Source organism: Caballeronia fortuita (assembly GCF_001544835.2).
In the GTDB taxonomy this organism is placed as follows: Bacteria; Pseudomonadota; Gammaproteobacteria; order Burkholderiales; family Burkholderiaceae; genus Caballeronia; species Caballeronia fortuita.
In genome coordinates this window covers 562,438-585,894 of the sequence record NZ_FCNX02000001.1, presented here as the reverse complement: position 1 = coordinate 585,894, position 23,457 = coordinate 562,438, and the positions used below count along the sequence as shown (strand labels likewise).

General features: G+C 63.4%; 23 protein-coding genes and 1 pseudogene. 8 read left to right on the top strand and 16 right to left on the bottom strand.

The genetic code is table 11. The features are described from left to right. Nucleotides 1–33: 33 nt before the first annotated feature. The 4 genes from ctaD to AWB77_RS02740 all read right to left on the bottom strand — a co-directional run bounded on the left by ctaD (nt 34) and on the right by AWB77_RS02740 (nt 5,093). On the bottom strand, nt 34–1,647 hold the full coding sequence (gene ctaD / locus AWB77_RS02755; RefSeq protein WP_061133138.1) for a cytochrome c oxidase subunit I: 1,614 nt from the start codon (nt 1,645–1,647) through the stop codon (nt 34–36). Nucleotides 1,648–1,744: 97 nt separating this feature from the next. Further along, a complete protein-coding gene (coxB, locus tag AWB77_RS02750; protein ID WP_061132827.1) occupies nt 1,745–3,361 on the bottom strand; it encodes a cytochrome c oxidase subunit II in 1,617 nt (538 codons plus the stop codon). A 45-nt stretch (nt 3,362–3,406) separates the two neighbouring features. Next, nucleotides 3,407–3,880, bottom strand: coding sequence for a DUF2244 domain-containing protein (locus AWB77_RS02745; RefSeq protein WP_061133137.1), 474 nt, complete (start codon nt 3,878–3,880; stop codon nt 3,407–3,409). A 232-nt stretch (nt 3,881–4,112) separates the two neighbouring features. Then, the gene (locus AWB77_RS02740; RefSeq protein WP_061132826.1) at nt 4,113–5,093 is read right to left on the bottom strand and encodes a methyltransferase domain-containing protein; all 981 of its coding nucleotides are present in this window, start codon (nt 5,091–5,093) and stop codon (nt 4,113–4,115) included. A 149-nt stretch (nt 5,094–5,242) separates the two neighbouring features. Here AWB77_RS02740 and AWB77_RS02735 point away from each other — a divergent pair, with 149 nt between their 5' ends. Further along, entirely contained in the window at nt 5,243–6,028 is a 786-nt protein-coding gene (locus AWB77_RS02735; RefSeq protein WP_061133136.1) for a ComF family protein, read from the top strand. 22 nt (nt 6,029–6,050) lie between these two features. Further along, nucleotides 6,051–6,521: a tRNA (uridine(34)/cytosine(34)/5-carboxymethylaminomethyluridine(34)-2'-O)-methyltransferase TrmL gene (gene trmL, locus AWB77_RS02730; RefSeq protein WP_061132825.1), complete on the top strand. Its 471-nt coding sequence runs from the start codon at nt 6,051–6,053 to the stop codon at nt 6,519–6,521. Here the strand turns inward: trmL and AWB77_RS02725 are convergent. The 5 genes from AWB77_RS02725 to AWB77_RS02705 all read right to left on the bottom strand — a co-directional run bounded on the left by AWB77_RS02725 (nt 6,518) and on the right by AWB77_RS02705 (nt 9,293). Continuing rightward, nucleotides 6,518–7,033 carry an O-acetyl-ADP-ribose deacetylase gene (locus tag AWB77_RS02725; RefSeq protein ID WP_061132824.1) on the bottom strand — a complete coding sequence of 172 codons (516 nt, stop codon included), beginning with the start codon at nt 7,031–7,033 and terminating at the stop codon, nt 6,518–6,520. The two genes, trmL and AWB77_RS02725, sit on opposite strands and share 4 nt — an antisense overlap. Nucleotides 7,034–7,047: 14 nt before the next feature. Further along, nucleotides 7,048–8,046 (bottom strand): NAD(P)H-dependent glycerol-3-phosphate dehydrogenase, encoded by a 999-nt coding sequence (locus AWB77_RS02720; protein ID WP_061132823.1) that lies wholly within the window; start codon nt 8,044–8,046, stop codon nt 7,048–7,050. A 26-nt stretch (nt 8,047–8,072) separates the two neighbouring features. Continuing rightward, nucleotides 8,073–8,543, bottom strand: a complete 471-nt coding sequence (gene secB, locus AWB77_RS02715; protein ID WP_061132822.1) for a protein-export chaperone SecB — start codon at nt 8,541–8,543, stop codon at nt 8,073–8,075. Nucleotides 8,544–8,610: 67 nt separating this feature from the next. After that, nucleotides 8,611–8,871, bottom strand: a complete 261-nt coding sequence (gene grxC / locus AWB77_RS02710) for a glutaredoxin 3 (RefSeq protein WP_061132821.1) — start codon at nt 8,869–8,871, stop codon at nt 8,611–8,613. Further along, a complete protein-coding gene (locus tag AWB77_RS02705) occupies nt 8,868–9,293 on the bottom strand; it encodes a rhodanese-like domain-containing protein (RefSeq protein WP_061132820.1) in 426 nt (141 codons plus the stop codon). The genes grxC and AWB77_RS02705 overlap by 4 nt, the downstream gene beginning before the upstream one ends. 183 nt (nt 9,294–9,476) lie before the next feature. On the opposite strand from AWB77_RS02705, the gene gpmA reads away from it, so the two are divergent. From gpmA to AWB77_RS02685, 4 genes are all read left to right on the top strand, one after another. Beyond that, nucleotides 9,477–10,223, top strand: a complete 747-nt coding sequence (gene gpmA / locus AWB77_RS02700; protein WP_061132819.1) for a 2,3-diphosphoglycerate-dependent phosphoglycerate mutase — start codon at nt 9,477–9,479, stop codon at nt 10,221–10,223. Between the two features lie 247 nt (nt 10,224–10,470). Beyond that, complete coding sequence (locus AWB77_RS02695; RefSeq protein WP_061132818.1) at nt 10,471–12,054, top strand: S41 family peptidase; 1,584 nt, start codon at nt 10,471–10,473, stop codon at nt 12,052–12,054. A gap of 102 nt (nt 12,055–12,156) precedes the next feature. After that, entirely contained in the window at nt 12,157–12,927 is a 771-nt protein-coding gene (locus AWB77_RS02690; protein ID WP_061133135.1) for a HesA/MoeB/ThiF family protein, read from the top strand. 77 nt (nt 12,928–13,004) lie between these two features. Beyond that, nucleotides 13,005–14,222 (top strand): autotransporter strand-loop-strand O-heptosyltransferase, encoded by a 1,218-nt coding sequence (locus AWB77_RS02685; RefSeq protein ID WP_061132817.1) that lies wholly within the window; start codon nt 13,005–13,007, stop codon nt 14,220–14,222. Here the strand turns inward: AWB77_RS02685 and ptsP are convergent. The 7 genes from ptsP to AWB77_RS02650 all read right to left on the bottom strand — a co-directional run bounded on the left by ptsP (nt 14,219) and on the right by AWB77_RS02650 (nt 21,704). Further along, nucleotides 14,219–15,979: a phosphoenolpyruvate--protein phosphotransferase gene (ptsP, locus tag AWB77_RS02680; protein WP_208601485.1), complete on the bottom strand. Its 1,761-nt coding sequence runs from the start codon at nt 15,977–15,979 to the stop codon at nt 14,219–14,221. The two genes, AWB77_RS02685 and ptsP, sit on opposite strands and share 4 nt — an antisense overlap. A gap of 222 nt (nt 15,980–16,201) precedes the next feature. Then, complete coding sequence (locus AWB77_RS02675; RefSeq protein WP_008351787.1) at nt 16,202–16,471, bottom strand: HPr family phosphocarrier protein; 270 nt, start codon at nt 16,469–16,471, stop codon at nt 16,202–16,204. Nucleotides 16,472–16,508: 37 nt separating this feature from the next. Continuing rightward, on the bottom strand, nt 16,509–16,997 hold the full coding sequence (locus AWB77_RS02670) for a PTS sugar transporter subunit IIA (protein WP_061132815.1): 489 nt from the start codon (nt 16,995–16,997) through the stop codon (nt 16,509–16,511). A gap of 282 nt (nt 16,998–17,279) precedes the next feature. Further along, entirely contained in the window at nt 17,280–18,236 is a 957-nt protein-coding gene (gshB, locus tag AWB77_RS02665) for a glutathione synthase (protein WP_061132814.1), read from the bottom strand. A gap of 61 nt (nt 18,237–18,297) precedes the next feature. Then, nucleotides 18,298–19,587 carry a glutamate--cysteine ligase gene (gshA, locus tag AWB77_RS02660; protein ID WP_061132813.1) on the bottom strand — a complete coding sequence of 430 codons (1,290 nt, stop codon included), beginning with the start codon at nt 19,585–19,587 and terminating at the stop codon, nt 18,298–18,300. 277 nt (nt 19,588–19,864) lie between these two features. Beyond that, the gene (locus AWB77_RS02655; protein WP_061132812.1) at nt 19,865–21,334 is read right to left on the bottom strand and encodes an ammonium transporter; all 1,470 of its coding nucleotides are present in this window, start codon (nt 21,332–21,334) and stop codon (nt 19,865–19,867) included. A gap of 31 nt (nt 21,335–21,365) precedes the next feature. After that, nucleotides 21,366–21,704 carry a P-II family nitrogen regulator gene (locus AWB77_RS02650; RefSeq protein WP_014190273.1) on the bottom strand — a complete coding sequence of 113 codons (339 nt, stop codon included), beginning with the start codon at nt 21,702–21,704 and terminating at the stop codon, nt 21,366–21,368. Nucleotides 21,705–22,097: 393 nt separating this feature from the next. On the opposite strand from AWB77_RS02650, the gene AWB77_RS02645 reads away from it, so the two are divergent. Both AWB77_RS02645 and AWB77_RS02640 read left to right on the top strand, forming a co-directional pair. Continuing rightward, complete coding sequence (locus tag AWB77_RS02645) at nt 22,098–22,361, top strand: accessory factor UbiK family protein (protein ID WP_061133134.1); 264 nt, start codon at nt 22,098–22,100, stop codon at nt 22,359–22,361. A 91-nt stretch (nt 22,362–22,452) separates the two neighbouring features. Beyond that, nucleotides 22,453–23,397: pseudogene (locus AWB77_RS02640) on the top strand (YifB family Mg chelatase-like AAA ATPase); the annotation flags it as partial. Nucleotides 23,398–23,457 lie beyond the last annotated feature (60 nt).

Genomic DNA, 23,457 nt, shown 5'->3' with positions numbered 1-23,457 from the left:
TCTCGACGAGGCCCCGCGAACCGGACCAACCGCTTATTCGACGGTCGGCGGATTTTCAAACGTATGGAACGGCGCCGGGCTCGGCACGGTCCATTCGAGGCCTTCCGCGCCATCCCACGGCTTGTCGGACGCCTTTTCGAGCTCGCCGCCGCCGCGATACGTCGGCAGCGCGACCGCGAACAGGAAGTACACCTGCGCGAGGCCGAAGCCGAATGCGCCGATCGTCGCGACCTGGTTGAAGTCCGTGAACTGCGCCGGGTAATCCGCATAACGGCGCGGCATGCCGGCAAGACCCAGGAAGTGCATCGGGAAGAACGTGATGTTGAAGAAAATCATCGACGCCCAGAAGTGAATCTTCCCGCGCATTTCGTTGTACATCCAGCCGGTCCACTTCGGCGCCCAGTAGTACCAGCCCGCGAACAGCGCGAACAGCGACCCCGCCACCAGCACGTAGTGGAAGTGCGCCACCACGTAGTAGGTGCCGTGCATCTGGATATCGAGCGGCGCCATCGACAGGATCAGGCCCGTGAAGCCGCCCATCGTGAACACGAACAGGAAGCCGATCGCGAAGAGCATCGGGGTTTCGAAGGTCAATGCGCCGCGCCACATCGTCGCGACCCAGTTGAACACCTTCACGCCCGTCGGGACCGCGATCAGCATCGTCGCGTACATGAAGAAGAGCTGGCCCGTCACCGGCATGCCGGTCGCGAACATGTGGTGCGCCCACACCATGAACGACAGGATCGCGATCGATGCGGTCGCGTACACCATCGAGCTATAGCCGAAGAGCGGCTTGCGCGAGAACGCCGGAATCACCTGCGACACGATCCCGAACGCCGGCAAGATCATGATGTACACCTCGGGGTGACCGAAGAACCAGAAGATGTGCTGGTACATCACCGGATCGCCGCCGCCCGCCGCGTTGAAGAACGACGTGCCGAAGTGACGGTCGAACAGCACCATCGTGATCGCGCCCGCCAGAACCGGCATCACGGCGATCAGCAGATACGCGGTGATGAGCCACGTCCACGCGAACATCGGCATCTTCATGAGCGTCATGCCCGGCGCGCGCATGTTCAGGATCGTCACGACGATGTTGATCCCGCCCATGATCGACGACGCGCCCATGATGTGAACCGCGAAAATCGCGAAGTCCATGCCCGGGCCCATCTGCGTCGAAAGCGGCGCGTAGAGCGTCCAGCCCGCGGCGGTTGCGCCGCCCGGCACGAAGAACGAGCCGACGAGCAGCACGGCCGCGGCCGGCAGCAGCCAGAAGCTGAAGTTGTTCATGCGCGCGAACGCCATGTCCGATGCGCCGATCTGCAGCGGCACCATCCAGTTCGCGAAACCGACGAACGCCGGCATGATCGCGCCGAACACCATGATGAGGCCGTGCATGGTGGTCAGCTGATTGAAGAACTCGGGACGCATGATCTGCAGGCCCGGCTCGAACAGCTCGGCACGGATGCCGAGCGCCATCACGCCTCCGGAGAGGAACATGATGAAGGAGAACAACAGGTACAGCGTACCGATGTCCTTGTGGTTGGTGGCGAAAAGCCACCGGCGCCAGCCATGCGGCAGCTCGTGCGCATGGTCATCGTGCGCGTGGTCGTGACCTGCGCCTACATCGTGTCCGATGCTAGACATGACAATCATCTCCTAAAGCGAATACTCGGGGCACTTGGCAATGACGCGTGGGACTTTCCGTTGCCGTCCGGCGAAGGAAAGCGCCACGCTCGGCACGTCAAGCAGCCGGACTGATTTCCACGCGACGGGCTTCCTTGTTATCGGCGCCGCCCGTGATGGTTTCCGGTTTCTTCAACACGATGCGCTCTTCCGACACGCCCGCTGCCTTCAGCGCGTCGCGCACGGCTTGTGCGCGGCGCTTGGCGAGGTCGGCGTTCAGATCGGCGCCGCCGGTGGCGTCGGTGAACCCCGACAACGCGATCTTCGCGTCCGGATGCGCCTTCGCGTAGGCGGCGGCGGCGTCCACCGCGCTTTTCGCATCGGCGGGCAGCGTGTCCTTGCCCGTCTCGAAATAGATGCTGGCGGGCAGACCGGCTGCTTGCGACGCCTCCGCACCCGACGATGCCGCCGGCGCGCTCGCTTCGGCCGCCGCGGGCGCGGCGCTCGCCGCTTCCGGCGCCGATGCTGCCGCCGCATTGCCGCCGCCTTCGGGCATCTTGCCCGCCTTGGCGTCGATGACTTGCTTCGGCTGCAGCAGATCGCCGGTGTGGTTGCTCCAGCTATTGCGCTCGAACGTGACGACCGACGCGATCTCGACGTCGTTCAGGACGCCTTGCCACGGCGGCATCGCGCCCTTGCCGTGCAGCACGATATTCAGATGCTCGGCGATCGAGCCGTTCGCGATCTTCGAGCCGTCGAGCGCCGGGAACTGGCCCGCGCCCTTGCCGGTCGGCTGGTGGCAGACCGCGCAGTTCGACGTATAGACCTGCTGGCCGCGCGCCATCAGCTCGTCTTTCGTGTACGTCTTGAGCGGATCGTCCTGGCCTGCGGCCATCTTCTTCTTTTGCGCATCGACCCACTTCGCGTAGTCGTCGGCCGACAGCACTTCGACGACCACCGGCATGTACGCGTGCTCCTTGCCGCACAGTTCGGTACAGAAGCCGCGATACGTGCCGACCTTCTCGGCCTTGAACCAGGTGTCGCGCACGAAGCCCGGAATCGCATCCTGCTTCACGCCGAACGCCGGGACGTACCACGAGTGCACGACGTCGTTCGCCGTCGTGATCACACGGATCTTCTTGTCGACCGGCACGACGAGCGGGTTGTCGACTTCCTGCAGATACAGCGTGGAGATCGGCTTCTGGCCGTTCACTTCGCTGCGCGGCGTGGAGAGCGTCGAGAGGAAGCTGATGCCTTCGCCCGGACCCTTCACGTAATCGTAGCCCCACTTCCACTGATAGCCGGTGACCTTCACGGTGAGGTCGGCGTTGGACGTGTCCTTCATCGCGACGACGGCCTTCGTGGCCGGCAGCGCCATCAAAATGACGATGATGAACGGCGCGATCGTCCAGATGATTTCGACGGTGGTGCTTTCGTGGAAATTGGCCGGCTTGAAGCCTTTCGACTTGCGATGCATGAACATCGAATAGAACATCACGCCGAACACGCCGATGAAGATGACGGTGCAGATGATGAGCATGAAGATATGGAGGCCGTAGAGCTCCTCGGCGATCTTCGTCACAGGCTGCTGAAAGTTGATCTCGTTGACCGCAGGACCGCCTGGACTGTTTTCGACCGCCAGGGCCGCGCCCGCGGAGAGCAGTGCGCCCGCCGCCAGCACGCCCGAGAGGGCTCGCTTGATTGTTTTCATAGCATCCTTACCCAAATTTTCCATTCAAACCCTCGACCCCCGTGGGCATCGCGCGCCTGCCGGCTCCTCTCAAAGGCGTCTCAGCGACGCCTGCAACTCGGCAGCAAATTGTTTGCGACGATGCTGTGCAAGGTGTTGTCCGATTTTCACCGATTGACCGCGCGAAACGATCGTGAGCGGCTCTCTCGGCGTCGCGCCCGCTTCGACCCGCACCCAGCGCGGGTTGAACTCGAACTGCGTCAGTTCTTCGGCGTTCATCTGTTCGATCAACAACCGGTTTTGATACAGCCGGATTCGTTCGTAGTCGACCGCGTGACGCGCGTAAATCACGAACGCGACACCCACGACCGTCAATTCGACTCCGGTGAACGGCAGCACCAGCCAGGCGCCGTTCAGGAACAGCAGCGTTGAAATAGCCAGCGAAAACAGCGCAAGCGACACATAAAAGCCCACGAACTGACGCGGCGAGACCGAGCAGTTTCGCTTCATCAGCCAGTCCTTGATGACCGGCTCGGACTCCGTCAGCATCTGGCTGGCCTGCATCGCTGCCTCCATCAATCCGCACGCAATCACATACATTTGCTCGGATTTCGCCCAAATTTGTGTCCGTCCGGGCGACAAACTGACGCATTATAGGCGTCTTAAGTGGCATCCACAAGCAAGGGTCGTAACCTCGCAAAGCCAAGCGCGACAAGCTTCTGCGCCCTTTTGACGCACCTTTTTGACCGCTTTTTCCACGCAAATCTCAGACATAACAACGGCGCTCTTTACCGATTCATCGTCTCGGTTTCGAGCCTCGTCCGATATCTTCCAGACGCACGATCCCGTGCCCGTCTGCCGTCGTGCGCGGCACCGCCTTCCACGCGTGACCGTAAATGACTTCGAACGTGAGCGGGATCGTGCCGTCGTCGCGGCGCAGCGCGTCCAGCGCCCTATGCACCGCGCCGCGCAGCGCCTTCGCATCCGCGCGGCCTGCGTCGAATCGGCGTTCGAACGGATAAGCGCCCCAGCGCGCTACGTCGGCGAACAGCGATTCGGGTGACTTATAAGTGATGGTCAGGACTTCCTGGTCCATCACCGGAATTTCAAAGCCGCTCTCGACGAGCATGTCGCCGAGATCGTGCATGTCGACGAAATCGATCGTATGCGGCGCGGACGCGAGCCCGAGCGTGCGCTCCGCTTCGCGATACGCGGCGCGCAGTTCGCGCAGCGTGTCCGGGCCGAACGTGCTGAACATCAGCAGGCCGTTCACCTTCAGCACACGCTGCCATTCGGGGAAAACGAGGTCAGGCCGCGCGTGCCAGTGCAGCGCGAGATTCGACCACAACAATTCGAACGCGCCCGAAGCAAAGGGCAGCGCGGAAAAATCCGCTTGCGCGAGTTGCGGGCCGCGCGCGCCGAACGCCTTGGCGAGGGTCGTCGGAAGAAAGCGGCGCCAGCCCGCGCTGCTCTCGGCGTCCGCTGCTTCGGCGGCGCTTGCGCGCGCGAGCATCGCCGACGAGATATCGACGCCGGTTACCGACGCCTCCGCGAATCGCTCCCGCAATCCACCCAGATCGGCCCCGGCGCCGCATGCCGCATCGAGGATGCGCATCGGCGCGACCTTGATGTATTCGAGCCGCTCGCGCATGCGCTCCGCGATCTCGCGCGGCAGGAACGCGACCTCGTCGAAGGCGGCGGCGCGGCCATCGAAGATCGCGCGCAAACGGCGCGAATCATAGGCCGGACGGCTAGTTTCAGGGGATGTCGGGGACATGGCGATCTTTTTGCGGAGAGTGCGAAGTATACTCGGTCGTCTCGAATACAACCCATGCGAAGTGCTGATACGAGGCATAAAGCCTTCGTAAGGCGCAACGAATGCGCGTGTTTAGCGCAGCGAGCCGCGATTTTTCCGATCCAGCAGTCATGAAAGCCGACAGCATCCACCTTCCATTCCAGACGCCCATCGCAGCGCGCGTTCGCGGAATCGCGTCGGCGGCGGTACGGCTGGTGGCTCACGCGTTTCCGAGCCAGTGCGCGTTATGCGGCAATTTGTCGCAAGAACTTTTATGCGATGGTTGCGACGCGCAGTACTGGAACGAGCCGCGTATGCGCTGCGCGACGTGCGCGCTGCCGCTCGCGGCATCGACGATGCGACGCCCGCGCGAGGATGTACGCGCGCACTGCGCCACGTGCCTCGAAGCGCCGCCCGCGTTCAACGATACGCTCGCGCTCGCCGACTATCGCGCGCCGCTCGACACGCTCGCCGTCGAACTGAAGTTCCGCGCGCGGCTCGCCGTGGGCGAACTGTTCGCGCGCCATCTGCATGCGCTTTTCGAGGACAGCGGCTTGCCCGTGCCGGACGTGATCGTGCCGATGCCGCTTTCGCGCGCGCGGCTTGTCTCACGCGGCTATAACCAGGCGTGGGCCATCGCGCGTCCGCTTGCGCGCATGATGCGTGTGCGCAGCGATGCGTCGATCGTCGCGCGTGTGCGGCATACGTCGGCGCAATCGCGGCTCGATCAGGAGACGCGCCGCCGCAACGTCGCGGATGCGTTCGCCGTGTCGGGCGATGTGCGGGGCTTGCACGTCGGCGTCATCGACGATGTGATGACCTCCGGCGCCACGCTCGATGCACTCGCGCGCACGCTCAAGTGCTCAGGCGCGCGGCGCGTGAGCAACTTCGTCGCGCTGCGCACGCCGCAAGATTAACCACCTTATCCAGAAGCAATCCATGTTCAACGTCGTACTCGTCGAGCCCGAAATTCCGCCGAACACCGGCAACGTCATCCGCCTGTGCGCGAACACGGGCGCGCGCCTGCATCTGATCGAGCCGCTCGGTTTTCCGCTCGACGACGCGAAGATGCGCCGCGCCGGTCTCGACTATCACGAGTACGCCGAAATGAACGTGCACCCGGGCTGGGACGCCTTCATCGCGAAGGAGACGCCCGACATGACGCGCATGTTCGCATTCACGACGCGCGGCTCGACGCCGTTCTTCGATCACGCGTTCAGATCCGGCGACTGGTTCGTGTTCGGCGCCGAGACGCGCGGCCTCGCGCCCGGTCTGCTCGAGCGATTTGCGACGCAACAGCGCGTGCGACTGCCGATGCGGCCGGGCAATCGCAGTCTGAATCTTTCGAATACGGTGGCCATCGTGACCTTCGAGGCGTGGCGTCAGGCGGGCTTCGAAGGTGGCGCTTAAGCGTTTGCCGCGTCGAGTTCGGCGCGGTAGAGCGCGAGCATGTCGTCCTGAAAGCATGCAAATACGACGTGCTGCACCGAAGGCGTGGAAGGCAAGGTATCGATGACGGTGCGCACCGCGATCTTCACCGCTTGTTCGGGCGGAAAGTGATAGATGCCGCAACTGATCGCGGGAAACGCGATCGAGGCGCAGCCCGCTTCGTGAGCGAGCTGGAGCGAGCGCCGATAGCAGTTCGCGAGCAGTTCGGGCTCGTTCTTCTTGCCGCCGCTCCAGCGCGGCCCGACCGCATGGATCACGTGCCTGGCGGGAAGATCATGACCGCCTGTGATTTTCGCGTCGCCGGTTTCGCAGCCGCCGAGCGTCTCGCACTCGCGCAACAGGCCTTTGCCCGCCTTGCGATGAATCGCGCCGTCGACGCCGCCGCCGCCGAGCAGCGACTTGTTCGCCGCGTTGACGATGGCGTCGACTTCGAGCGTGGTGATATCGGCTTTCAGCGCCTCGAGTCTGGCCATCGCAACGTCTCCGATTACTCTGCCTTCGCGTCCCGGCTAAGAAGCGCCTGCACGGCATCGCGCGGCGTGATGTTATCGAAGAGCACGCGGCATACCGCCTGCGTGATCGGCATGTCGATGCCACGCGATTGCGCGAGCCCGAGCACGGCGCGCGCGCATCGCACGCCTTCCGCGACATGGCCGAGCGCCGCGAGAATCTCGTCGAGCGTACGTCCGCTCGCGAGCTGCATGCCGACAGTGCGATTGCGCGACAGATCGCCCGTCGCGGTGAGGATGAGATCGCCAAGTCCGGTGAGACCCGTGAAGGTTTCCGCGCGGCCGCCCAGCGCGACGCCCAGCCGCGACATTTCCGCGAGACCGCGCGTGATGAGCGCCGCGCGCGCGTTCAGGCCGAGGCCGAGTCCGTCGGAGATGCCTGTTGCGATCGCGAGCACGTTCTTCACCGCGCCGCCCACTTCGACGCCGATGACGTCATCGCCGGTATAGATGCGCATCGCGCCGTGATGGAACGCGGCGACCGTGCGCGCGCCCAGTTCCGCCGATGCGCTTGCGACCGTCAGCGCGACCGGCAATCCTTGCCCCACTTCGCGCGCGAAACTCGGGCCGGACAACGTGCCGTTGCTGCGATGCGCGGGCAATTCGGCCGCGACGACTTCATTGGGCAGACACTGCGTATCCGCCTCGAAGCCTTTGCACAGCCACACGATATGCGCCGGCACGACACCGGACCGACGCATTGCACCGCACAGCGCGCGCAAACCGGCGACCGGCGTCGCGACGACACACAGCGCATCGTCCGCCGCTGCGTGCGCGAGCGCCGCCGCGAAATCCGCCTCGAATACGAGCGCGTGCGGCAACGCCACGCCCGGGAGATAGCGCGTGTTTTCGTGCGTGCGGGAAAGAGATTCGATGAGCGCGGCGTCGCGCGCCCAGAGTTTCGTGTCGTGCCGGGTCGCGAGATGGCCCGCAAGTGCGGTGCCCCACGCGCCGGCGCCGAGGACGGCTACTTTCATGCTCGGCTCCGGTCCGGCAGACGGAGTCAGTGCGTCGCGCCGTTCGCCGCGCCTTCCTGGGCGCTCGCGATCTGGGCGATACGCTGCTCGTACAGCGCCTGGAAGTTGATTTCCGCGAGGTGGATCGGCGGGAAACCGGCGCGCGTGATCGCGTCGGCGATATTCGAGCGCAAGTACGGGAACAGGATGGTCGGGCACGCAATGCCGACGAGCGGATCGATCTGCTCGCCCGGAATATTGCGGATATCGAAGATACCTGCCTGCTTCGCTTCGATCAGGAACGCGACCTTGTCGGCGACCTTCGCGGTGACGGTGCCCGTGACCAGCACTTCGAAGACGGTTTCAGCAAGGCGGTCGGCCTTCACGTCGACTTCGACTTCGACTGCCGGCATGTCCTGCTCGAGAAAGATGGCCGGCGAATTCGGCTGCTCGAGCGACATGTCCTTCAGGTAGATGCGCTGGATGTTGAAAAACGGCTGATTGTTCTCGTCGGACATAATGATTTCCAAGGTGATTCGTATGCGGCGCGCGCGTTACAAGTGATTTGCGCGCCGCGAGTATAAGTCAGGCCGATTCGAGCAGCGGCACGAGGCCGCCCTTGCGGTCGAGCGCGGACAGGTCGTCGTAACCGCCAACGTGCGTTTCGCCGATATAAACCTGCGGCACGGTGCGCCGTCCGGTGCGCGTCATCATTTCCTCGCGCCGGCCCGGCTCGCGGTCGATCAGGATCTTCTCGATCGATTCGACCCCGCGCGACTTCAAAAGACGTTCGGCCATCTGGCAATACGGGCACACGACCGTGCTGTACATCACGACTTTCTTCACTTGACTGCTCCTTGTTTCACCACCGGCATGCCGGCTTTTTGCCAGGCGTCTACTCCGCCTTGCAAAACGTGGACCTCGGCGTAACCCGCCTCGGACACGGTGCGGCTCGCACGCTGCGATTCTTGACCGGTTTGGCAAACGAGCACGACCGGATTGCTCTTATTCTTCGCGATCTGGCCGATTTTTGCTTGAAGCTCTGTCGATTCGACATTTCGTGCCGACGGCAGATGTCCCTTTGCGAACTCCGCCGCCGGCCGCAGATCGACGACCACGGCGTTGCGCCGGTTGATGAGCGTGGTGGCTTCCGCGGCGGAGATGCCGCCGCGCCCGCGCCGCGAAATGGCCGGCCACAGGAGCAGCGCGCCGGAAACGAGCGCGATGACAATGAGTGCGATATTCGTGTAATCAGTGAAAAACTTCACGTCGAGGGCCGCCGAAATTTAGTAGGAAAGGACGAAAGGGAAATAGGAGCAATCGCGGCATTATAAAATAACCGTTTCCCGCGATGGCCTATGCCGTCCGGCCGATGGCGACATCCCGCCCGCTCGTGCAGCATGTCGGGGTGCGATCGGCGCACCCGCTTTCTCAACTGACCGACCGAAATCATGTACAAGCTAGTGCTCATCCGCCACGGCGAATCGACGTGGAACAAGGAAAACCGGTTCACCGGCTGGGTCGACGTCGACCTGACCGAGCAAGGCAACCGCGAAGCGCGCCAGGCCGGCGTGCTGCTGAAGGAAGCCGGCTACCAGTTCGACATCGCCTACACGTCGGTCCTGAAGCGCGCGATCCGCACGCTCTGGCACGTGCAGGACGAGATGGACCAGATGTACATCCCGGTCGTGCATTCGTGGCGCCTGAACGAGCGCCACTACGGCGCGCTCGCGGGGCTGAACAAGGCCGAGACGGCGAAGAAGTACGGCGACGAACAGGTTCTCGTCTGGCGCCGCAGCTACGACACGCCGCCGCCCGCGCTCGAACCGGGCGACGAGCGCGCGTCGTACAACGATCCGCGCTACGCGAAAGTGCCGCGCGAGCAGTTGCCGCTCACCGAATGCCTGAAAGACACCGTCGCGCGCGTGCTGCCGATGTGGAACGAGTCGATCGCGCCGGCCATCAAGTCGGGCAAGCAGGTCGTGATTTCGGCGCATGGCAACTCGATCCGCGCGCTCGTGAAGTATCTCGACAATATTTCGGATCAAGACATCGTCGGGCTGAACATTCCGAACGGCGTGCCGCTCGTGTATGAACTCGACGAGAATCTCAAGCCCATCAAGCACTACTATCTGGGCGACCCGGACGCCATCGCGGCGGCGCAGGCCGCTGTCGCCAAGCAGGGTAAAGCGGGCTGATTGCGGCTCTCAGGCAGTCGTTTTAGTTAGCGAGGGCGCCGTCACGGGCGCCCTCGCTGCATTCATGGCGCGCGGCTGACGCGGCGCGAGCGGCATCGACAGGATCGTTTCTCAACGTGCGCAAGCGATCGCTTCGCGGGATGAATGCATCAGGCATTTAAGTTGCGTTTAAGTCGTCAATCAAGGCGAGCGGGTATACTGGCCCGTCACCTACGATGCAGCCCATCCGATTCCGACCGCACCCTTTATGCGAAAGAACCTGAAAAACTTCAGCCTGGTCGCCGTCGGCGTTGCTGCCGGCGCACTCGCAACCCTGCAGATTTCCGCATCCGCACAGCAAGCCGCTTCGTCGCCTCTACCGCTCGAACAATTGCGGCTTTTCGCCGAAGTTTTCGGTCAGATCAAGCACGAATACGTCGAACCGGTCGACGATAAAAAGCTCCTCACCGCCGCGATCAAGGGCATGGTGTCGAGCCTCGACCCGCACTCCTCCTACCTCGACAAGACCGACTACGAAGAACTCCAGGAACAGACCAAGGGCCGTTTTGCGGGCCTTGGCATCGAGATTTCTTCGGAAGACGGGCTCATCAAGGTCATTTCGCCCATTGAAGATACGCCCGCGTTCCGCGCCGGCATCCGTCCCGGCGACCTCATCACGCGCATCAACGACAAGCCGGTGCGCGGCATGACGCTGGACAAAGCCGTGAAGCAGATGCGCGGCGAGCCGGGCACGAAGGTCACGCTCACGATCTTCCGCAAGAGCGACGACCGCACGTTCCCGCTGACCGTCACGCGCGCCGTGATCCGCGTACAGTCCGTGAAGATGAAGGTGCCGGAGCCGGGCTACGGCTATATCCGCATCACGAGCTTCCAGGAGCGTACGGTGCCGGATCTCGCCGCGAAGCTGCAGGATCTCGCGCGCCAACAGCCGAACCTGAAGGGCCTCGTGCTCGATCTGCGCAACAACGGCGGCGGCCTGCTGCAGAGCGCGGTCGGCGTCGCGGGCGCGTTCCTGCCGGATAACGCGGTGGTCGTGTCGACCAATGGCCAGATCGCGGATGCGAAGCAGACGTTCCGCGACACCTATGACAACTATCGTCTGCCGTCCTTCGATACCGACCCGTTGAAGAACGTGCCGGAGATCTTCAAGAAGGTGCCGATGGTCGTGCTGACGAACGCTTACTCGGCGTCGGCATCGGAAATCGTCGCGGGTGCGCTGCAGGATCATCATCGCGCGCTGATCGTCGGCAAGACGACGTTCGGCAAGGGCTCGGTGCAGACCGTCCGTCCGATGACCGCCGACAGCGCCCTGCGCCTCACCACGGCCTACTACTACACGCCGAGCGGCAAGTCGATCCAGAACCAGGGCGTGCGCCCCGACGTTCCGGTCGATCAGTACGCGGACGGCGATCCGGACGACGCGCTCGTCACGCGCGAAGTCGATTACTCGAATCACCTCGCGAACACGCAAGATCCGAACGAGAAGAAGGAACAGGAGCAGCGCGAAGCAGATCGTCTGGAACAACTGCGCATTCTCGAAGAGCAGAACGACAAGAAGACGCCCGAGCAGCGCCGCAAGGACCGCGAGCGCAAGCCGGTCGAGTTCGGCAGCTCCGACGACTTCATGCTGCAACAAGGGCTGAACAAGCTCGAAGGCAAGCAGGTCGTCGAGTCGAAGTCGTACAGCGAACGCAAGCTCGCGCAGAACAAGCCGGCGCGTTCGGCATCCGCTCCGGTCGTCGCGACGCCTGCGCTGCCGGCCACGCCGGGTTCCGCGCCGGCATCGGGTGCGCAACCGGCTTCGTCGCCGACCGCGCAGCAGTCGAAGTAACGCTTCCGCAGTCCTGCAAAGGCTTCGCAGCGCAATGCTGCGAAGCCTTTTCTCTTTCGCGCGCTTAGAATGCTTCGTTCGAGCAAGCCGATTCTTTCCGCGATGAACGACGACCAACTCCTTCGCTATTCCCGCCATATTCTCGTCGATGAAATCGGCATCGAAGCGCAGCAGCGCTTTCTCGATGCGCACGCGATCATCATTGGCGCCGGTGGGCTCGGCGCGCCCGCGGCGATTTATCTCGCGGCCGCGGGCGTCGGAAAGATCACGCTTGTCGATGCCGATAGCGTCGATCTCACGAACTTGCAGCGGCAGATCGTGCATACGACGCGGTCGGTCGGCACGCCCAAGGTGGAATCGGCGCGCGAGACGCTGAACGCGCTGAATCCGGACATCGACGTGATCGCGGTCAACGCGCGTGCGGACAAGACCTGGCTCGACGTGAACGTGCCGCAAGCCACCGTGGTGCTCGATTGCAGCGACAACTTCGCGACGCGCCACGCGATCAACACGGCGTGTGTCGCGCATGGCGTGCCGCTCGTGTCGGGCGCGGCGCTGCGCTTCGACGGACAAATCAGCACCTTTGACCTGCGCGCGCCCGATTCGCCCTGCTACGCGTGCGTGTTTCCGCCGGATCAGCCGTTCGACGAAGTCGCGTGTTCGACGATGGGCGTGTTCGCGCCGACGGTCGGCATCATCGGCGCGATGCAGGCGGCGGAAGCGTTGCGCGTGATCGGCGGCTTCGGCACGACGCTCGCGGGCCGGCTGATGATGCTCGATTCGCTGCGCATGGAATGGAACACGATGCGAATCGCGCGGCAGCCGGATTGCCCGGTCTGCGCAAACACCGGAAACCACGAAGCGGCGCGCTAATTCGGTCGCGTCTTACACCGTCGGCCGGCCGGTCCGCTTAAGCTCGTCGATTCTTCAATCGCAGGGCGGATCGTTCTTTGAGCACCATCACTTCGCCGGCGAGCGCGCAACGTGGACTCACGCGAAGCGCGTTTGCGCGGCCGTCGCTTCCGCACATCGCCGGGCCGGAAGGCATCCTTTACGATTTCAATTACGGTTGCCGGGTGCAGGTTCCCGTCGATGGCTGGCGGGTCCGAATGGTCGATCTGGACACCTTCAGCCTCATCTTCGACGAGCCGGTCGAAGCAAATCGAGTCGTCGCGAGCCGGCGCAAATATTTCGTGCGCTTCGAGTTGCAAGTGTTCGACGGCGAGCGACTCGTGTTTGAACACGCTTACGACGCGCGCGGCCGCAACGTCTTGCTTCATCCGTCCGGCACCGCGCTCGGAGATACGCTCGCGTGGATGCCCGCCGTGGAAGCGTTCCGGCTCGCGCATCAATGCCATGTTCACGTCGTGCTGCCGGTGCATCTGCAGACGCTATTCGCGGAAGGTTATCCCGCGATGCGCTTCGTGTCGCCCGACACCGCCGATTCGCTCGATGAGTCGTTCTACGCGACCTACCACCTTGGTTTTTTCTCGCCGTACTCGGATCGCGATCACCAGCCCACCGATCCGCGCGTAAGCAGCCTGCAGGACGCCGCGTCTTATCTGCTCGGCGTGCCGTGCGAGGAACGCCGGCCCCACATCGTGATCGCGGATTCGACGCGGCCCGTGGCCGAACGCTACGTCTGCGTCGCGACGCAATCGACGGCACAGTGCAAGTACTGGAACAACCCGCGCGGCTGGCCAACCTTGATCGCTCATCTGAAGTCGCGCGGATACCGCGTGTTGTGCATCGACCAGCATCGCGAATACAGCGTCGATGGCGCCATCAACACGATGCCCGAAGGATGCGAGGACTTTACCGGCGATCGTCCGCTTCTCGAGCGCGCGGCACTGCTGCGGCACGCGGATTTCTTCGTGGGACTGAGCAGCGGACTGTCGTGGCTCGCATGGGCGGCGGCCACGCCCGTCGTGATGATCAGCGGCTTCACTCACCCGCACACGGAGTTCCGCACGCCGTATCGCGTCATCAATTTCCACGCCTGCAACAGTTGCTTCAACGACACGACTTGCGACTTCGACACGCGCGATTTTCAGTGGTGTCCGCGCCGGCGCGACAAGTCCGGCCGCTTTCAATGCACTTCGGCGATCTCACCCGAGCAGGTCATCGCTCAGGTGAATCGGCTGATCGCGGATCGCGGTCTGGCCTAGACCTTCTGCAACGCCGCGAGCGCAGCCTGCAACTCCGCGGGCTCGTAGGCCGCGAGCACATCCGCGACCGGCTTTTCGAGCGCCTTCAGATTCGAGCGCAGGATCTCCTGCTTCACGATCAGCAACTGGCTTGGATGCATCGAGAATTCGGTGAGCCCGAGCCCGAGCAAGAGACGCGTGACCGCGGGATCGCCCGCCATTTCCCCGCACACCGACACCGGCACGCCCGCGCGCTTCGCCTCGCGCAACGTGAACGCGATCAGGTTCAGCACCGCCGGATGCAGCGGATCGTACAGATGCGCGACGCTGTTATCGGCGCGGTCGATCGCGAGCGTGTACTGGATCAGGTCGTTGGTGCCGATCGAGAGGAAATCCAGCCGGCTCAGAAACAGCCGCACTGCGATGGCCGCCGCCGGAATCTCGATCATCGCGCCGACCTGGACCTGGCGGTCGTACGCGACGCCTTCTTCGTCGAGCTGGCGCTTCGCCTCGCGGATCAGATCGAGCGTCTGATCGATTTCCTGCGCGTGCGCGAGCATCGGAATCAGGATCTTGGCCGGACCGAAGGCCGACGCCCGCAAAATTGCGCGCAACTGCGTGATGAACATCTGCGGCTCGGACAGGCTCCAGCGGATCGCGCGCAAGCCCAGCGCAGGATTCGGCGCGGTTTCGTAGCCGTCGCCGCCGCCCATCGAATCGAGCGGCTTGTCCGCGCCGACGTCGATCGTGCGGATCGTCACCGGCTTGCCGTTCATCAGTTCGACCGCGCGCTTGTACGCCTCGAACTGCTCCTCTTCCTCCGGCAGTTGATCCTTGTGGTTCATGAAGAGGAATTCGGTACGGAAGAGGCCGACGCCCATCGCGCCCGCTTCGACCGCGACTTGCGCGTCGTCCGGCAATTCGATGTTCGCGCACAGTTCGATCTTCGTGCCGCAGAGCGTCTGCGTCGGCGAAAACTTCAGGCGCTGGAGCTTGCGCTGTTCCAGCAGCTTTTCGCTTTGCCGATACGAATACTCTTCGAGGACGATCGGCGCCGGATCGACGATCACGATGCCATGGTCGCCATCGACGATGATCAGATCGTTCTGGCGGATCAGCGCGCTCGCCTGCTGCACGCCGACGGACGCCGGAATGCCGAGACTGCGCGCGACGATCGCCGTATGCGACGTGCGGCCGCCGAGGTCGGTCACGAAGCCCTTGAACGCCTGCGTCTTGAACTGGAGCATGTCGGCCGGCGCGATATCGTGCGCGACGACGATCATCTCGTTATGCCCGTTGCTCGCCGCCGTATGCACGACGAGCGACGCCGCCGTCGGCGCGCCCGCGAGCGCCTTCAAAAGACGTTCGACGACCTGCTCGACGTCCGCCTTGCGTTCGCGCAGGTATTCGTCTTCGATTTCATCGAAATAGCCGCCGAGAATCTCGAGCTGCTCGGTCAGCGCCCATTCGACGTTGTAGCGCCGGGTGCGAATCAGATCGATGGTTTCCTGCACGAGCATGGCGTCGTTCAGGATCATCGTATGGACGTTGATGAACGCGCCCATTTCGCTGGGCGCATCGGCGGAAAGGTCTTCGCGCAGCGCTTCGAGTTCGGCGAGGACGCCCGCCTGCGCCGCGTGGAATCGTGCGATTTCCGCGTCGATCTGATCGGGATCGATCAGATAATGGTCCACGTCGAGCGCCGCCGGCGCGATCAGATACGCGCGCCCAATGGCGATGCCGCGCGAAACGGGAATGCCATGCAGCGTGAAAGACACGCGCACCTCCTCTAGTTCTTGATTGTGACGGTCTGCCGGGAGCCCCCTCGGCGGGCGCAAACCGCGCGTCCATTATAAGTTCGATTGCGCCGACAAAGCCCTGAACACACGGTGGCGTCAGGGCCGAAACAGTTGCAAGGCATTACGCGAAGGCGTGGCGTGGACACGAAAAAGCCGCGTCGGTGCGCGGCTTTTCATGGGTTGGACACGGCGCAGGCGCGCTTACTGCCCTTCCCCGAATTTGTCGGCGATCAGGGCGAGGATCGCCTGCATTGCTTCGGCTTCGTCGGCGCCTTCGGTTTCGATCGTCACCGTGCTGCCGATGCCCGCCGCCAGCATCATCACGCCCATGATGCTTTTCGCGTTGATCCGGCGGCCGTTGCGGCTCATCCAGATTTCGCATTGGAAATTGCCCGCCAGTTGTGTGAGCTTGGCCGAAGCGCGTGCGTGGAGCCCCAGCTTGTTCACGATCGTTGTTTCTTGTTGCAGCATGATGCTCCGAAGCGCTAGATGGATGAATTGAGCGGCGTCAGTGGCTGGCGGCTTTGGCGCTGACGAGATCGGCGCTTGCCGAGCAGGCCGGATCGGGCGAGCCGGCGGCCTTCGTCGCGAGGGCGCAGGGATTGAGCGGCGTGGACGAATCCAGTTCCTGGATACCCTTCGAGCCGCCTTGCAGAATCTTTTCGGTGAGCGTGTCGAGCGGCGTCGCGCGATAGCAGACGGCGCGCACCAGCATCGGCAGATTACAGCCGGCGAGCACGCGCACGTCGGTATCGTGCAGGCTCGCGGCGATGTTCGCGGGCGTCGCACCGAAGACGTCGGTCAGCACGATTGCGCCGTTGTCTTCCTTCAGACGATCAATTTCCGAGCGTGCGAACGCGCGCACTTCGACCGGATCGCAGTCGGGCATCACGTCGATGCAGCCGATGCGAGCGGGCAGACCGCCATAGATATGGGCAATGCACTCACGAAGCGCCGTGGCGAAAGGTGCGTGCGCGATGATCAGGATGCCAGCCATGTCAGGATGTTGTCTCAGCGACAATTCAGCGACGAAAAAATCAGACGATAACGTCCGAATTCGCTCGAAAACGCGCGAGCGGCGCGGAACACAACTCTAATGTTGATGCCGGTTCGGCGAAAACAACCGCCTTGTGGCTTCCTTGACCCTGCGCCTAGATGCCCAGTCGCACTTCGAGACGCAATCGCGCCCCAAAAGCCGGGACGCCGGGAAGTCAATTCTAACAGTCTCGCAAGAGTGAGTTTGGCGCGCTGTCCGCGCGCGTTCCGTTCGTCGGCCGACTCAGCGCGCCGCGCGCTCGAGCGCGTCGATGAACATGCCCGCGACGTCGAAGCCGGTCTGATCCATGATTTCGCGAAAACACGTCGGGCTCGTGACGTTGACTTCGGTCAGATAGTCGCCGATCGCATCCAGCCCGGCGAGCAGCAGGCCACGCGCCTGCAGCACCGGACCGAGCGTTTCCGCGATCTCGCGATCGCGCGCCGACAGCGGCTGCGCGCGCCCGAGACCGCCCGCCGCGAGATTGCCGCGCACTTCGCTGCCCTGCGGAATGCGCGCGAGCGAATACGGCACCGGCTGACCGCCGATCACCAGAATGCGCTTGTCGCCGTCCTTGATTTCGGGGATGAACTTCTGCGCCATCACCGTGCGCGCGCCGTCTTCGGACAGCATTTCGACGATCGATCCAAGATTCATGCCGTCCGCTTTTACGCGAAACACGCCCATGCCGCCCATGCCGTCGAGCGGCTTCAGGATGACGTCGCCGTGCTCGGCGTGGAAGGCGCGCAGACGCGCGGCGTCGCGCGTGACGAGCGTCGGCGTGACGAACTGCGGCCATTCCGCAATGGCGAGCTTCTCCGAGTGATCGCGGATCGCCTGCGGCTTGTTGAACACGCGCGCGCCGTTGCGCTCGGCGATTTCCAGCAGCCAGGTGGCGTTGACGTACTCCAGATCGAACGGCGGGTCCTTGCGCATCAGCACGGCATCGAAATGCGTGAGCGGCAGATATTCGGCCTGCTCGGCCGCATACCACGGCCAGCGATCGCTGTTCGCCTCGTCGCCGACGATCGCGATGCGCCGCACGCTCGCCTCGACCTTCGCGCCGGTCCATGCAAGATGCTGCGGCTCGCACGCGTAGAGCACGTGGCCGCGGCGCGCGGCTTCGGCCATCATCGCGTAGGTCGTGTCCTTGTAGATCTTGAAGCGATCGAGCGGGTCGGCGATAAAGAGGATGTTCATGACGATTTGCTAGTTCGGTGCGCGGCCTGCGAGCTTACCGCAAGCCGCCTGTTTGCACCGGTCACACCTGAATCGCTTCGGGATCGGTCTTTTCCAGTTCGACCGATGCCGCGAGCAAACCGAGCCGCGCCACCACGCCGTACATGTAGAAGCGGTTCGGCGGCGCGGCGCCCGGTTTCGCGTGCGTGTCCGGCAGCGCGGTGTGTTCGAAGCCGAGCGGTACGAAATGCATGCCCGGCGCGTTGAGGTTCTGATCGCGTTCGCGCGAATCGTGCACGCGATAGAAGCCGCCGACCACATACCGGTCGATCATGTACACGACCGGTTCCGCGACCGCATTCTCCACGCGTTCGAACGTATGCACGCCTTCCTGCACGATCACGTCGTGGACTTGCAGACCTTCCTTCGCGTCGTTCATCTTCGTGCGCTCGCGCTTGGTCAGCGCGGCGACTTCGCTCGCGTCGTGCACGGTCATCACGCCTTTGCCATACGTGCCCGCGTCCGCCTTGATGACGACATACGGACGCTCGCTGATGCCGTACTCGCGATACTTCTTCGCGATCTTCTTCAACACGCCGTCGATGGCTTCCGCGAGCGCTTCCTCGCCCGTGCGCGCCTCGTAATCGACGCCCTCAACGTGCGCGAAATACGGATTCACCATCCACGGATCGATCTCGACGAGCTTCGAAAACTTCTTCGCGACATCGTCGTAACAGGAAAAATGCGTCGACTTGCGGCGCACGGCCCAGCCGGCATGCAGCGGCGGCAGCAGATACTGCTCGTGCAGGTTTTCCAGCACGGGCGGAATGCCTGCGGACAGATCGTTGTTGAGCAGGATCGAACAGGGATCGAAGTTCTTGAGTCCCAGACGGCGCGGCGTGCGTTCGAGCGGTTCCAGCACGATCTTCTGGCCATCGGCGAGCGCGATGGTCACAGGCCCGTGGATGTTTTCATCGAGCGTGCCGAAGCGGATGTTGAGTCCCGCTTGCCGCATGATGAGCGCGAGCCGCGCGACGTTCTCGAGATAGAACGCGTTGCGCGTATGGCGCTCGGGAATCACGAGCAGATTCTTTGCGTCGGGGCAGATTTTTTCGATGGACGCCATCGCCGCCTGCACCGCGAGCGGCAACACTTCCTGCGGCAGATTGTTGAAGCCGCCGGGGAAGAGATTGGTGTCGACGGGCGCGAGCTTGAACCCCGCGTTGCGCAGATCGACGGAACAGTAGAACGGCGGCGTGTGCTCTTGCCATTCGAGCCGGAACCAGCGCTCGATAGCGGGCATGGCCTCGAGAATTTTCCGCTCGAGGTCGAGCAGCGGGCCACTTAACGCCGTAACAAGGTGCGGAACCATGTATTACTCGCGGACGGAAGAGAAAAGATTGTAGAGCAATTGCTTTGCCTAATTGGGTATGAACCGCCAATTGGCAAGGGTTTCGGCCCGCGCCGCGCGACCTTCTGTGCTCTTTTCCGCCTATCGGTCCGATACACCGCGCGTCTTCGCTGGACGAAAACATGACGAACGTGAAGCGGCCAAAAAAATGCCCGCCGTGAAGGCGGGCAAAGTAGCTGCGCTCGTTCTTTACACACACGGCGCGCCCTCTCGCGGCGCGCCATGTGCCGCGTGAGACTTACTCGACGTGTTCGCCGTGCAGCGTGACGTCGAGACCTTCGCGTTCCTGCTCTTCCGTCACGCGCAAGCCCATGGTCATGTCGATGATCTTCAGCAACACGAAGCTGACGACGCCGCTGTAGACCAGCGTAACGAGCACGCCCTTTGCCTGCACGAGCACGCTGCCGTCGAAACCGCCGATGTCCTTCACCGCGAACACGCCCGTCAGCAGCGCGCCGATGATCCCGCCTACGCCGTGCACGCCGAACGCGTCGAGCGAGTCGTCGTAGTTGAACTTGTGCTTGAGCCACGTCGCCGACCAGAAGCAGACCACGCCCGCTACGATGCCGATCACGATCGCGCCCGTCACGCCGACGAAGCCCGATGCCGGCGTCACCGCCACCAGACCCGCGACCGCGCCCGAGATGATGCCGAGCACCGACGGCTTGCCCTTCGTGATCCACTCCGCGAACATCCAGCCGAATGCGGCGAACGCGGTGGCGATCTGCGTCGTGAGCATCGCGAAGCCGGCACGGCCGTCAGCCGCGACCGCCGAACCCGCGTTGAAGCCGAACCAGCCCACCCACAGCATCGATGCGCCGATCAGCGAGAGCACGAGGTTGTGCGGCGCCATCACTTCGCGGCCGTAACCGACGCGCTTGCCCAGCACCAGACAGCACATCAGACCCGCGATACCGGCGTTGATGTGAACCACCGTACCGCCCGCGAAGTCGAGCACGCCCGCCGATGCGAGCCAGCCGGTCGGTTCCCAGACCATGTGTGCGATCGGCGAGTAGACGATCAGCGACCACAGCCCCATGAATACGAGCATCGCCGAAAACTTCATGCGATCTGCGAACGCGCCGGTGATGAGCGCCGGCGTGATGATCGCGAACGTCAGCTGGAACGCGAAGTACACGGACTCGGGAATCGTCACGGCCAGATGGCTCACGGTGAGCGTCGTCGCCTTGTCGCCCTTGATGTAGGCCATGCCGTGCAGGAACACGCGCGAGAAGCTGCCGAGGAACGATCCGCCCGGCGTGAACGCGATGCTGTAGCCGACGATCGTCCAGAGGATCGTCACGAGACAGCAGATCGCGAAGCTCTGCATGACGGTCGCGAGCACGTTTTTCTTGCGGACCATGCCGGCGTAGAAGAGCGCGAGGCCCGGAATCGTCATGAACAGCACGAGTGCGACGGAAGTCAGCATCCACGCGGTGTCGCCAGAGCTGATCTTCGATGAATCGACCATGACCGGCTCGGTCGGTGCGGCGGGCGCGGCATCGGATGCGGCGGATGCGCCGGACGCAGCTTCTGCCGCCGACGCAGCCTGAGCCGACGAAGCCATCGCGGTGTTTGCGCTTTCCGGCGCGCTTGCAGCGGGTGCCGAGGCAGCGGCCGGCGCGGACGCATCCTGAGCGAGAGCGGTGCCGGCATTCGCGCCGATCAGCGCGCCCGCCACCAACAGTGACATCAAAAAGTTACGCATTCTTCTGGTTCCTCTTATCGCCAATTTCTTGTTAGAGCGCGTCGGCGCCGGTCTCGCCGGTGCGGATGCGAATGACCTGCTCGATTGCGGTGACGAAGATCTTTCCGTCGCCGATCTTTCCCGTGCGTGCGGCGCGTTCGACGGCTTCGATTGCCTGATCGACGATGTCGTCCGAGACGGCCGCCTCGATCTTCACTTTCGGCAGAAAGTCGACGACGTACTCCGCGCCGCGGTAGAGCTCGGTGTGTCCCTTCTGTCGCCCGAAGCCTTTCACCTCGGTCACCGTGATGCCCGAGACGCCGATGGCCGACAACGCTTCACGCGCTTCGTCCAGCTTGAACGGCTTGATGATTGCGGTAATGAGCTTCATGTATCCCTCGCTGTGGTGTGCTGATCCTTCGATGCCGTCCATTGAAGCGTGCAGAAAAGGTCGCGCCACTTATGCAACTCATATGCCATGCGAGTATTCACGCGGGTTCGCGCGATTTTGCGAAACCTTCGTGCGAAGGGTCTGCCGAACGGCCAACGCGCGGCGCGCGTGCTGGCGCCGGGGTAGGTTCATTGCTAGAGTGGTCTCAAGGTCCCGCAAAAAGGGGCGCGGGCGGACAACGCGAGCGCGCGGCGGCGCTAAAATCGCGGCGCCTCAGAGGTGCCTCGTGGCGCGTTGGCGCAATCGGCGGCGCGCACCAATATCGAACATTCGATAATTCGGGGCACTGACCTAACAATGAATGCACTTTATTTGTGCAAGAAGGGAGAAACGATGAAGCAGCCCAACGACGTTTTCAACGATTTGCAGCAAAAGATGAGCGATCTCTTCAAGAATTCGCCCGCGAAAGACGTCGAACGGAATATGAAGGCGATGCTCTCGCAAGGCTTTTCGAAGCTCGATCTCGTGACGCGCGAGGAATTCGACACGCAAACGCAAGTGCTCGTACGCACGCGCGCGCGTCTCGAAGAACTCGAAAAGCGCGTCGCGCAACTGGAGCAGCGTCTCGCGGGCGGAAGCGCCGCCGCGCAGGACTAACGAGCCAACGCTCTATGCATACCTCGGCTAGCGAGCCGTGAGTTTCTAGTTTTATTGCCGGCGCGGTCCGCGCGCCGTTTCAGGTGAAATCATGTCGCTTGCCGTGGTACGCAGCCGCGCGCCCGCTCCTGGGCGCGCGCCCGAAGTCGTCGTCGAAGTCCATCTCGCCAACGGGTTGCCGTCGTTTTCCATCGTCGGCCTGCCCGATCTCGAAGTCCGCGAAAGCCGCGAACGCGTGCGCGCCGCGCTGCAGAACTGCGGCTTCGATTTCCCCGTCCGGCGGATCACCGTCAATCTCGCACCCGCCGATCTGCCAAAGGAAACCGGCCGCTTCGATCTGCCGATCGCGCTCGGCATTCTCGCGGCGAGCGGACAGATTCCGTCCGAGTCGCTCGAACATCGAGAATTCGCGGGCGAACTGTCGCTGACCGGCGCGCTGCGTCCGATGCGCGGCGCGTTCGCGATGGTCTGCGGCGCGGCACGCCATTACGCTTCGATGCGCGATGCCGCCGCGCGAATCCCCGAAATATACGTGCCGCTCGCGAGCGCGGCGGAAGCGGCGCTGGTTCCAGGCATCGAGGTCTTCGGCGCGGCGGATCTACCCACGCTTTGCGCGCATCTGAACGGCATCCCCGAGGCGCGTTTGCGCCCGATGCACGCTGCCCCGCTTCCTCCGGTCGCCGCGCCGTGCGCCGATCTCGCCGACGTGATCGGCCATCCCGCCGCGCGCCGTGCGCTCGAAGTGGCGGCGGCGGGCGGGCATCATCTGCTGATGGTCGGGCCGCCCGGCGCGGGCAAGTCGATGCTCGCGGCGCGTCTGCCGGGCCTTCTTCCGCCGATGAACGACGACGAAGCGCTGACCTCAGCTGCGATCCTATCGGCGAGCTCGATCGGCTTCACGCCCGAGCACTGGCGTCGACGGCCGTTTCGCGCGCCGCATCATTCGTCGAGTTCGGCGGCGCTCGTCGGCGGGCGCAATCCGCCGCAGCCGGGCGAAATCACGCTCGCGCATCTCGGCGTCTTGTTCCTGGACGAATTTATTGCTTCGCTTTTAACGGTACTTGTCAAAATTCTTCTAGCCCATTGATTTATCTTA